The organism is Bacillus sp. XT-2, assembly GCF_025696525.1.
Classification (GTDB): domain Bacteria; phylum Bacillota; class Bacilli; order Bacillales; family Bacillaceae; genus Bacillus; species Bacillus halotolerans.
This window is the reverse complement of the sequence record NZ_JAHVOC010000005.1, coordinates 279,721-289,815: the sequence shown is the minus strand read 5'-3', so window position 1 is coordinate 289,815 and position 10,095 is coordinate 279,721. Positions and strand designations below refer to the sequence as shown.

The window sequence follows — 10,095 nt, the reverse complement described above, 5'->3', positions numbered from 1 at the left end:
CTTAACAGCATTAATCGAACCACGACCGCCATCGTAGAACGCACTGTCAAAGAATACATTTATTATTATAACAACATTCGTATTCAAACGAAACTAAACAGCCAATCACCGATAAGCTATCGGCAATTGGCTGTATAAAAGGTGTTTTGATCTCTGTCTCAAAAACGGGGGTCAGTCCCTTAATGTGTGGCTCTTTTTGCATAAAATCATCAGATTAATAACATTACAAATGAATCAATCATCATGACAAAAAACAGCAAGCAAAAATAAATGAGTGAGTAGACAAACATATCCTTTGCCCACTTTACGTCATCGTCTGTTTTGAATCCTTGCATGCTTTTTTTGATCCATATACCTCCGAGAACCAAGGCAGTTAAAAAATAAAATGGGCTTATATGGCCGGTGCCGAGAGAAAAAGGAAATAATAGCGTAACCGGCACCAGGACTGCAATATATTGAATCATTTTTACTTTCGTTACATGATTTCCTTTTACAACAGGCAAGAGCGGGACACCAGCCGCCCGATATTCCTCTTTGCGTCTTATCCCAATCGCCCAAAAATGCGGGGGCTGCCACAGAAACATAATGGCATATAACATGACGGCGGTTACACTGATTTCTCCTGTGATGGCACAATAACCCATCAGCGGCGGAGCAGCTCCCGGAAAGCTTCCGACAAACGTGCTCCATACCGAGGCCCGTTTCACCCATACTGTATAGATGATGGCATAAAAAATAAAGGCGGCCAGTCCGAGAATTGCAGTTAAAGGGTTGAGGGAATACAGCATGGCAAGACCTGCTATTCCTAAAACAGAGCCATACGTTAAGATCAAAGCAGGCGGCATTTTTCCTGTGACTGAGGCCCTGCTGCGGGTGCGCTCCATTTTTGCATCCATATGCCGATCAAAATAGTTGTTGTAGACAGTGCCGGAGGCCATGACGAACGCGGTTCCAAGCATTGCCGTTATCATTGTCATAAAAAAAGCGAGTCCTGTTAATGGTTTTTCTGAGCCCACAAATGCGATCCAAAATCCGCCGAAGGCTGCTATCGAGTTTGATACGATAATGCCGGGTTTTGCAAGCTTTATAAAATCGTAAACGGATACCCGGTTCGAGGCTTTTATGTATTTTGTTTCAGAAATCGGAGCAGAAACTCTTGAATTCTCCAAAAATAGACGCCTCCCCCAAAACTGCATGCTTTTGTTATCGTACCAAGAGGCCATCCAGATCACAATTATTTCCTGTATTTGTCATGATATTGTCAATTTTTATACAAAAAAAGGGGAGCTGGACTGCCCCCATTCTCGGTAAACACCGCCTGCTATCTGTTGTATCCTCCATATCCGCCGCCATATCCGCCGCCGTACCCGTACCAAGGGTAGTAAGGTGGGCGCGGGTAGTAGTAAGGCGGACGCGGATAAAACGGATAAAACGGTCTTGGGTAATAATAAGGCGGATAAAATGGCGGTCTAGGGCGCGGACGCGGGTAGTAATATGGCTGTCTTTCATCAAAAGGTGAAACTTGCTCAAACTGATCGTAATTAACAGGAAATTCCAATAGGGTTACCTCCCTAGCATTTTTTATTCTGTTTACCTTATTCCTGATATGAGAAATGGGTGTATGTCCATCGACCAAATTGTTTTTTTTAATTGAGTAAATCCTCAGAAAGGGATTGACAAGAACTTCTAAATCTCCTATTATTACAAAAGTGAAATAAATGTTACTTTAATGTTACAAAAATATTTCTAATTGAGTACGAATGAGCATAAAAAACATCATCTGAATCTTTTGATGGGATATAAATCGAAGTGATTACGAAAGAAGGAGTTTGTGTTGTTGGCGAGAAGAATCAAATGGTTTCAAGTATTATTAGCAGTTGTTTGTGCGGCAGGGCTTATAGGCTTTTGCCATAATACATCAAAAAAAGAAACGGTCATGAATCAGGTAAAAACCGATTCTCAGTATGGAGATGTAGAGATCGCAACACTTGTGAATGACGGGAAAACCTTCAATTACGCGGTCAACTACCCTGTTTTTAAAAATAAAAAAATGGATGCGGCATTAAAGAGTTTCGCAGAGAAAGAGGTTCGCCAATTTCAGAAGGAAACGAAAGATGCTGACCAGGAGCATACAAAAAAGCGCAATGAACTCAACATCGATTATGAAATTGTTCATTATGCCAAGCAGACAGCGGCAGTGGTCTTTAATGAATATAAATACATAGGCGGCGCGCATGGACAAAACGTAAAAAAAACATTTAACTTTGATTTTAGCAAGGAAGCCTTTCTTTCTATTGATGATATTTTCAAAAAGGACTCTGATTATTTACAAAAGCTTTCGCTGATCGCTTATCATGAGCTTAAAAAGAATAAGGACATTGCAGCGGACGACGAATTGTTAAAAGAAGGAACTGCACCGGCAAAAGAAAATTTCAGCCGTTTTGCCGTCAAGGAAGATTATATCGAGTTTTATTTTGATACATATCAAGTCGCTGCGGGCTATCTTGGAGAGCAGTCGATTGCGATTAAGAAACATCTTTTAAAAGATATATTGAAAGAACAATATATTGATAAAGCGAAAAACAAAAATAAAATCAAAGAACAAAAACCGAAGCACGAAGTCATTTCATTACCCAAAGAAGAAACAGTTGATCCGAATAAAAAAGTCATTGCGCTTACTTTCGACGACGGTCCGAATCCTGCGACAACAAATCAGATTCTGGACTCCTTGAAGAAATATGAAGGGCATGCAACGTTTTTTGTGCTGGGCAGCAGGGTTCAATATTATCCGGAAACGTTAAAAAGAATGCTGAAAGAAGGAAATGAAGTGGGGAACCACTCATGGAGCCATCCGCTTCTCACAAGGCTTTCAGTGAAAGAGGCTGTAAAGCAGATCAATGACACGCAGGACATGATTGAAAAAATAAGCGGGTATCGTCCGACGCTTGTGCGTCCTCCATATGGCGGCATTAATGATGAACTGCGCAGCAAGCTGAAAATGGATGTCGCGTTATGGGACATTGATCCGGAAGATTGGAAAGACCGAAATAAAAATACAATTGTCAACCGAGTCATGAGCCACGCGGCTGACGGAAAGACGATTTTAATTCATGATATTTACGGCACTTCTGCTGATGCGGCCGATGAGATTATCAAAAGACTGACCGATCAAGGCTATCAATTGGTGACGGTCACTCAGCTTGAAGAGGTAAAAAAACAAAGGGAAGCTAAATAAATGTGGAAAGGCTGTCGCGGGAAATGCCCGTTGGACAGCTTTTTTTCTGTTTAATAAGAGCCTGTGGTTGCCCATACATTCAGGTTGGGTCCTGAATATTTACCGAAAGCGTAGGAGGTTCTCGGGTCTAAGTCATAGACCATAGGCGTATAACAAGATTTTTGGCCTGCCACCGCTTTGCCATTGCCGCCTGCAGAGTCACAGTTATATCTCTTTTTGTCTGTGTTCCGGGTTATTTCCGCATTTGCTTCATAGCCTGTTGTCAAGGTGTTGTTCATCGTTATTTTTGCCCATGCCGTTTTGCATGTACTGCTGAACTTGAGCTCGACGACTCCGATGACTTGATTGTTAGCGTTCACTAAGTTAGAAGATTTTTTTGTGGCGGCGCTGGACGCACAATCATTGTAATAAGGGCTTTTTCCATCGTAGGCATGTGTTTCCGCATGAGCGGGTGCTCCCTTGATGGCAAAAATAAATACGAATGCGAACAACACCAAAGACACCTTTTTAACCATTCTTTTCATCTCTTCCTGACCTCCTTAAAATGACAAACAATAAATCATACGGAGGAAAGGCCAAAACATGCATGCTTTTTTGTGAAAAATAAAGGCGGCCGGGAGGATGGAGTTCTTGGCCGCCTGGGGTGTGAAGCTAAGCTTTCAGGTCAATTTTTTGTCCGAGCGTCGGATGCTGAATCAGCTTAAGGGTTTGATCAGCATTTTGCTGGGCAGTGTCCAGCATCTTTTTCGTTAAAGCGATATCAACATTTTGGGCCAGGTTTGCTTGATGCATGGCAACTGATAATGCAGGAATATCCATTGCTACACCTCCTATGCCTTACCTATCGGCGGCCGGCTTTGATTTTATAGGGCAGAAAGGCTTAATTTTTTCTGTTGACCTTTACGCTGCGGCATACCGTATATTTTTCGTGAGGAGGGATTAGGATGAATATCGTAATAGAACAGACCTTTCAGCAATATGAAAAGCTGTTTTCGATGGAAGAACACGAAAGAGAGGACGAGTTTCGGTATACGATGATGGGACCGTTTGAAAAAATGTGGAGCGCCATACAGGTTCCCCTAAAAGCGAAGACACCGAATGGATATGATGTGATCATGGCTGTAAAGATGCTTGGTTATTTGGATGTGTGTGATGCTGAAACCGGACAGAAAGCATTAAGAAAACTGCAGCAATTGCATATTGCTGAGACTGCTGAATCTGCGCTGCAGCAGTGTATACATTTTGCCGAGCGTGAAAAGCTGCGAGTAAATGCGGAAGAAATGAGGTTCGGGCTTTACATTGCTGATCCAAGCAAGCTGAAGCTGCAAAAAGGGTATTGCGGGTTTGGGGGAATTCCAGGCTTTATTCACGTTTGGATGTATCCGAACAGCTATAACCTTCTTAGGATTTCATCGATGATTGCCCATGAATTTCACCATAATCTGCGGTTTTCGTATTTTGATTTTCACCGAGGTTCTGTGTCAGTCGGGGATTATCTTGTCATTGAAGGGCTGGCTGAGTCATTTGCGCGGGAGCTCTTTGGCGAAGAACAATTAGGCCCTTGGGTTACTCGCTTTGATCGGGACGATTTGCAATATTCCATTGAAGTCATAAAAGAGGTGATTGATGTAAAAGGCTTTTCGGAGGTGAGCCGTTACATGTTTGGAGATCAAATAGCGAAAGCGCAAGGCTTTGAGCCGGCGGGATTATCTGCTTTTGCCGGATATGCGGTTGGATATCACGCTGTTCAGTCTTTTATGAATAAACACCGGGTCGATATAAAGGAGGCCACACTCTTGGATACAGAGACGATTCTGTCTCAGTGCGGGCTGTTCTCGACATAAGAAAAAGCGTCACGTCATCGGCGCTTTTTGATGTTTTGATGGATCAGCTCTAAAAGTGTGCAGGTGACAATTCCCATCGTATAAGCTATGATATCGCTCCATAAAAATCCGTACCCCAGCACGAGGCCGCCGAGCGAAGTGTCCCTGATCCGATCGATCCACTCAGCATGGTACAGCTGGCTGCATTCGATAATAACGCAAAATAAAAGGCTAATAATGCCTGTTGTGATGGTTTTCATCGTCTGAAACAGAAAGCTGCAGCCCGTAAAAATCATTGCGGCCCACAGTGCATCTCCGAGATAGGTATTGACGATATCCGGGAGAAAACTGGAGAATGCTCTTGACCCCAGTCCCAACCCAATGATGAGGATTGTAAAGGCCGCATATATGAACCGGTTCCTTCTCATGAATGATTGATACCTCTTCCCGCATTTTTCTTCCCATGTATTGTAAGGAATCCATCCTCACTTTGTCCATAAAAAAAGCGGCTGGAGCCGCAAGTGCTTTTATCTTGCTCTTAGATTGACATGGTCGGCTGTCTGGTCTTTTCCAATGACGAAATGGAGCTCATAAGGGCCTGTATCATAGATATAGTCGATTTCATCCGTGAATGGGACGGTTAAAATTCGGTCGGCGGGGCCAATTTGATCGCTCAGCACATCCGGTGTAACCCCTCCAAGATTCAGACGGCGTTCTACTCCGGTTCCAAAGTAACGGATTTCTGAAATGGTCATGTCTTTGTTATAGGAAAAGCCGTAGCCGGGATTTCCCATATTCCAGCTGTATAGATCAAACATATTGTTTCCTCCAGCCGGTCTTTCCGGTTCTCCCATCTTGGCATGGACATCCCCTTTTGTGCTTTTGTTAATCGTAAGACCTTGTACCTGCTGCGGCATTTCACCTGTAAAAGCGGTGTTATAAAGATTTTTTACAAGCTCAGCGGATGATGAGGTTGTTTCTTCAGCAGGCGGATTTGCCTGAGCGGCAGCTTTTGCCGGAATTGCCGTCCCAAAGCCAAAAACAGTGCCTGACAGTGCTGCCGCCGCTGTTAATGCGGAAATGGTTTTCTTCATGGTTATCCCTCCCTTTTTGTCTATCATGACGTTTCCCGGTGTTCGTGCATTAAAACCTTTGTATGCGCTCTGTATGTTTTAATCAGCACATGCAAGGGAACTGAAATGGGTAATTCGGTATATAAACGCAAGAAAGGGGAATGGAGATGGCGGACACAAAAAAAGTAACCATAAACGGCGTTGAGATGGAGACAGCCGGAGATCAGACGGTGCTGCAGCTTTTGAATAACAGTTCAATTGAAGTGCCGCAAGTATGCTATCATCCGAGCCTTGGGCCGATAGAAACATGTGATACGTGTATCGTCAGCATCAATGGTGAGCTGAAGAGATCGTGCTCTGCTGAAATAAAGGATGGCGATGTCATTGATACGCTTTCGTCTGACGTGAAAAAGGCACAGGTCATCGGGATGGATAAAATCTTATATAATCATGAGCTTTACTGTACAGTTTGCGATTACAACAATGGAGGATGCGAAATACATAATACGGTGAAGGAAATGAAAATCAATCACCAAAGCATCCCGTTTGATCAAAAGCCTTATCATAAGGATGAATCCCATCCGTTTTACCGGTATGATCCTGATCAATGTATTTTGTGCGGCCGCTGTGTCGAAGCATGCCAAGACGTACAGGTGACAGAAACACTGACGATTGACTGGGAGCGGGAACGCCCGCGCGTCATTTGGGATCATGACGTGCCGATTAACGAGTCGTCATGTGTGTCGTGCGGCCATTGCTCAACCGTCTGTCCGTGCAACGCGATGATGGAAAAAGGAATGGAAGGGGAAGCCGGATATTTAACAGGCATCAATAACGAATCACTGCGCCCGATGATCGAGATTACGAAAGGCGTAGAGACAGGATACGGCTCGATTCTCGCCATTTCTGACATGGAATCTGCCATGCGTGATGAACGAATCAAAAAAACCAAAACCGTCTGCACCTATTGCGGTGTCGGCTGCAGTTTTGATGTTTGGACTAAGGGCAGAGATATTCTGAAAGTGGAGCCGCAGGAGGAGGCGCCTGCCAATGGCATTTCCACTTGTGTAAAAGGCAAGTTCGGGTGGGATTTTGTAAACAGTGAGGAGCGTCTGACAAAACCGCTCATCCGCGAAGGCGACCATTTCCGGGAAGCAGAGTGGGAGGAAGCCTTAACACTGATCGCAAGCAAGTTCACTGAATTGAAAGTAGAATGTGGCCCTGACTCACTTGCTTTTATCACGTCGTCTAAATGTACGAATGAAGAATCCTACCTGATGCAAAAGCTGGCCAGAGGGGTTATCGGCACAAATAATGTGGATAACTGCTCGCGCTATTGCCAGTCTCCGGCTACTGCCGGCCTGTTCCGGACAGTCGGATACGGCGGTGACTCAGGATCGATTACAGATATCGCCCAGGCAGATCTTGTTTTAATTATCGGTTCGAACACATCAGAGTCGCATCCGGTATTGTCTACCCGCATTAAACGGGCTCACAAGCTGAGAGGGCAGAAGGTTATCGTGGCAGATATCAGAAAACACGAAATGGCTGAGCGTTCTGATCTATTTGTTCAGCCGCGTGCCGGATCAGATATCGTCTGGCTGAATGCCATCGCCAAATATCTGATTGAAAACGGCAAGGCCGATGAACGCTTTTTGCAGGAAAGGGTCAACGGCCGGGATAAATACGTGAAAAGCCTTGCGCCGTACACACTTGAATATGCAGAGGAGAAAACCGGAATTGATAAACAAACCCTGATTCAAATGGCTGAAATGATTCATGAGGCTGACAGTGTGTGCGCGTTGTGGGCCATGGGCGTGACACAGCACATTGGAGGCAGCGATACAAGCACTGCGATTTCAAATTTGCTGCTTGTCACAGGAAACTACGGAAAACCGGGTGCGGGTTCTTATCCATTACGCGGCCATAACAACGTGCAGGGAGCAAGTGACTTCGGAAGCATGCCAGACAGCCTGCCGGGCTATGAAAAAGTGAAGGATGAACAAGTCCGCAAGAAATACGAACAAGCCTGGGGTGTGCAGCTGCCGAAGGAGCCGGGCATGACCAACCATGAAATGATTGAAAAAATCCATTCCGGCCAGCTGAAAGCGATGTATGTAAAAGGGGAAGAAATGGGCCTTGTCGATTCTAATATCAATCATGTGCACGCCGCATATGAAAAACTTGATTTCTTTGTTGTGCAGGACATTTTCCTATCTCGGACGGCAGAATTTGCAGATGTTGTTCTTCCTGCGAGCCCGAGCCTTGAAAAAGAAGGAACCTTTACAAACACTGAGCGCCGTATTCAGCGTTTATACCAGGTATTTGAACCTATGGGTGAATCAAAGCCGGACTGGCAGATTATTATGGAGGTAGCGAATAAGCTTGGGGCCAATTGGAATTATGAGCATCCTTCCGATATTATGGAAGAAGCTGCAATGCTGTCACCAATTTATGCAGGAGTAACCTATGAACGTCTTGAGGGCTACAACTCCCTGCAATGGCCTGTAAGTGCTGATGGGAAGGATTCACCTTTACTCTTTACAGAACGCTTTCCTTTTCCGGACGGCAAAGCGATTCTTTATCCGGTTCAATGGACTGAGCCTGAGGAGTTCGGTGAGGAATATGACATCCATGTAAATAACGGCAGACTCTTGGAGCATTTCCATGAAGGAAACCTGACGTATAAATCAAAAGGCATTTCTGAAAAAACGCCGCATGTATTTTTAGAAATTTCTCCAGAGCTTGCGGCAGAACGGGGAATCCAGAACGGGACCCTTGTCAGACTCACGTCGCCTTTTGGAAATGTGAAGGTGAAATGCCTGATCACTGATCGTGTCAAAGGGAAGGAAGTGTATCTGCCAATGAACGATTCTGGGGAAGCGGCGATCAACCTGTTAACAGGCAGCCACGCGGACAAGGATACCGACACGCCTGCGTACAAAGAAACATCAGCAAAGATGGAAATATTGAAGCAGGATGGAATCAATCCGCTGCCTAAAATCAATCACCGCAACGGAAATCCGCAGCCGCAAATCGGTGTGCAGGTTCATAAGAAATGGGCGCGGAAGGATTACATCTTCCCTGGCGATGCTGTGAAAAGGGGGATTGGGCACAATGGCTAAAGCGATTAAACGCATTCAGAAAGTACAGGTGACCGAAGAAGATCAGCGCAAACGTGATTTGGAAGAAATCGAAGATGCCTTAGTCGACAACAAAGAAGCCATTCTGGAGACGCTGCAAATGCTTGGGCACATGAACGAACGGGGCGTGCTGCCTTTGCTCCGCGGTCTTTTTGGCCAAGGTGATAAAGTCCTTGACATCCTAGTGAAAAAGGCAGATACAGAGGAAACGGCCAATATGCTTAAAAACCTGCTTCTCCTGTTTGGAACACTCGGCATGCTGGATGTCAAACAGCTGGAGCCGCTCATTTTGAAAGTGAATGCCGGTGTGGCGAACGCGGTAGAACAGAAGAACAGCGAAGAGAAAACAGGTTATTTTGATATCATCCGTTCGCTTAAAGACCCGGAAATCAACAAAGCGGTTACGCTGCTGTTCTCCTTTTTAAAAGGAATGGGACAAGATACAAAGGAGCTGGAACGCACAACTCAGCCTCCGGAACATCAAAAGCATCATCAGGAACCCCGAAAGAAAAGGGGAATGGATAAGCGAGATTGACACCCGCCCGAGCCGGCTAATGCCAGCTCGGGTTTTTGTCGATATGAGTCTTTAGAACTAGGAGGAAATATCCGAATTAGAAACAAGACAAAGAAGCTTTTGTTTTGGAAAATGATATGCCATCACCGGCCTGTCCAGTATTTTTTCCAGTAAAGGATAAATATCTATGTCATTAGCTGACCAATACTATGAATGGATTTGATAGAGTAATTTGTTACTTTATTCCCTGTTAAGAAAAGGAAAAGCGTGATTATAATAGAAAATGATTACTTTAGATGGAGGAACG

Annotated in this window: 11 protein-coding genes; 5 read left to right on the top strand and 6 right to left on the bottom strand. The window is 44.7% G+C overall.

Annotation, left to right across the window (positions count from 1 at the left end):
• On the top strand, positions 1 to 138 hold a 138-nt coding region (locus tag KXD37_RS15560), incomplete at its 5' end, for an IS3 family transposase (protein WP_263463508.1).
• A gap of 71 nt (positions 139 to 209) precedes the next feature.
• Here the strand turns inward: KXD37_RS15560 and cyoE are convergent.
• Complete coding sequence (cyoE, locus tag KXD37_RS15555) at positions 210 to 1,196, bottom strand: heme o synthase (protein ID WP_101860924.1); 987 nt, start codon at positions 1,194 to 1,196, stop codon at positions 210 to 212.
• 125 nt (positions 1,197 to 1,321) lie between these two features.
• A complete protein-coding gene (locus tag KXD37_RS15550; protein ID WP_024121014.1) occupies positions 1,322 to 1,558 on the bottom strand; it encodes a hypothetical protein in 237 nt (78 codons plus the stop codon).
• A gap of 276 nt (positions 1,559 to 1,834) precedes the next feature.
• On the opposite strand from KXD37_RS15550, the gene KXD37_RS15545 reads away from it, so the two are divergent.
• Positions 1,835 to 3,235 (top strand): polysaccharide deacetylase family protein, encoded by a 1,401-nt coding sequence (locus tag KXD37_RS15545; RefSeq protein WP_099042818.1) that lies wholly within the window; start codon positions 1,835 to 1,837, stop codon positions 3,233 to 3,235.
• A 50-nt stretch (positions 3,236 to 3,285) separates the two neighbouring features.
• On the opposite strand, the gene KXD37_RS15540 is transcribed toward KXD37_RS15545, so the two are convergent.
• Positions 3,286 to 3,759: a YjfA family protein gene (locus KXD37_RS15540; protein ID WP_059336143.1), complete on the bottom strand. Its 474-nt coding sequence runs from the start codon at positions 3,757 to 3,759 to the stop codon at positions 3,286 to 3,288.
• A gap of 127 nt (positions 3,760 to 3,886) precedes the next feature.
• Entirely contained in the window at positions 3,887 to 4,054 is a 168-nt protein-coding gene (locus tag KXD37_RS15535) for a YjfB family protein (RefSeq protein ID WP_010333849.1), read from the bottom strand.
• 125 nt (positions 4,055 to 4,179) lie between these two features.
• On the opposite strand from KXD37_RS15535, the gene KXD37_RS15530 reads away from it, so the two are divergent.
• On the top strand, positions 4,180 to 5,079 hold the full coding sequence (locus tag KXD37_RS15530; protein WP_024121017.1) for a DUF2268 domain-containing protein: 900 nt from the start codon (positions 4,180 to 4,182) through the stop codon (positions 5,077 to 5,079).
• Between the two features lie 14 nt (positions 5,080 to 5,093).
• On the opposite strand, the gene KXD37_RS15525 is transcribed toward KXD37_RS15530, so the two are convergent.
• Both KXD37_RS15525 and KXD37_RS15520 read right to left on the bottom strand, forming a co-directional pair.
• Complete coding sequence (locus KXD37_RS15525) at positions 5,094 to 5,486, bottom strand: DUF2809 domain-containing protein (protein ID WP_103671534.1); 393 nt, start codon at positions 5,484 to 5,486, stop codon at positions 5,094 to 5,096.
• A gap of 99 nt (positions 5,487 to 5,585) precedes the next feature.
• Positions 5,586 to 6,152: a YjgB family protein gene (locus tag KXD37_RS15520; RefSeq protein ID WP_095713527.1), complete on the bottom strand. Its 567-nt coding sequence runs from the start codon at positions 6,150 to 6,152 to the stop codon at positions 5,586 to 5,588.
• A 146-nt stretch (positions 6,153 to 6,298) separates the two neighbouring features.
• Here KXD37_RS15520 and fdhF point away from each other — a divergent pair, with 146 nt between their 5' ends.
• Positions 6,299 to 9,256, top strand: coding sequence for a formate dehydrogenase subunit alpha (gene fdhF / locus KXD37_RS15515; protein WP_263463641.1), 2,958 nt, complete (start codon positions 6,299 to 6,301; stop codon positions 9,254 to 9,256).
• Positions 9,249 to 9,809 (top strand): DUF1641 domain-containing protein, encoded by a 561-nt coding sequence (locus tag KXD37_RS15510; RefSeq protein ID WP_106020477.1) that lies wholly within the window; start codon positions 9,249 to 9,251, stop codon positions 9,807 to 9,809. The genes fdhF and KXD37_RS15510 overlap by 8 nt, the downstream gene beginning before the upstream one ends.
• Positions 9,810 to 10,095: the final 286 nt, after the last annotated feature.